This window comes from Rummeliibacillus sp. POC4, from assembly GCF_003576525.1.
Taxonomy (GTDB): Bacteria; Bacillota; Bacilli; order Bacillales_A; family Planococcaceae; genus Rummeliibacillus.
Window position 1 is genome coordinate 1 of sequence record NZ_QWUA01000017.1, and the last position, 758, is coordinate 758.

General features: G+C 47.8%; 7 tRNA genes. All 7 read right to left on the reverse strand.

Annotated elements, in window-relative coordinates:
- Window positions 1-99: 99 nt before the first annotated feature.
- A tRNA-Glu gene (locus D1606_RS07220) sits at window positions 100-171 on the reverse strand.
- A 7-nt stretch (window positions 172-178) separates the two neighbouring features.
- Window positions 179-269 (reverse strand) — tRNA-Ser (locus tag D1606_RS07225).
- Window positions 270-272: 3 nt separating this feature from the next.
- Window positions 273-349, reverse strand: a tRNA-Asn gene (locus tag D1606_RS07230).
- A gap of 7 nt (window positions 350-356) precedes the next feature.
- Window positions 357-432 (reverse strand) — tRNA-Thr (locus D1606_RS07235).
- Window positions 433-439: 7 nt separating this feature from the next.
- Window positions 440-515, reverse strand: a tRNA-Phe gene (locus D1606_RS07240).
- A 27-nt stretch (window positions 516-542) separates the two neighbouring features.
- Window positions 543-619: transfer RNA gene (locus tag D1606_RS07245), tRNA-Asp, on the reverse strand.
- 4 nt (window positions 620-623) lie between these two features.
- Window positions 624-700, reverse strand: a tRNA-Met gene (locus D1606_RS07250).
- Window positions 701-758: the final 58 nt, after the last annotated feature.

Below are 758 nucleotides of genomic sequence, written 5' to 3' on the forward strand. Positions count from 1 at the left end.
GAAAATTATTGATTTTCCCCCCATTAGTATAGGACCGAATAATGAAAAAAAGCCAAGAAAGCATTTGCTTCCTTGACTTTTTCTACGAGTAAATATTTATGACCCCTACGGGATTCGAACCCATGTTACCTCCGTGAAAGGGAGGTGTCTTAACCACTTGACCAAGGGGCCAATATAATGGCGGAGAAGGAGGGATTTGAACCCTCGCACCGGTCACCCGATCTACACCCTTAGCAGGGGCGCCTCTTCAGCCACTTGAGTACTTCTCCATATGGCTCCGAAGGTAGGACTCGAACCTACGACCCTCTGATTAACAGTCAGATGCTACTACCAACTGAGCTACTTCGGAATAACAATGGTGCCGGCGAAAGGAGTCGAACCCTCGACCTACTGATTACAAGTCAGTTGCTCTACCAACTGAGCTACACCGGCATTATTATGGTGGGTCGGGACAGAATCGAACTGCCGACACTTAGAGCTTCAATCTAATGCTCTACCAACTGAGCTACCGACCCATAATAATTTATGTATTGTTTAAAAAATGGCGGTTCGGACGGGACTCGAACCCGCGACCTCCTGCGTGACAGGCAGGCATTCTAACCAGCTGAACTACCGAACCATTTTGGTTGCGGGGACAGGATTTGAACCTGTGACCTTCGGGTTATGAGCCCGACGAGCTACCGAACTGCTCCACCCCGCGATAATGTTATGAAATAATTTTACTATGCTCTTAGTTAATGGACGTCTTCCACGCTATG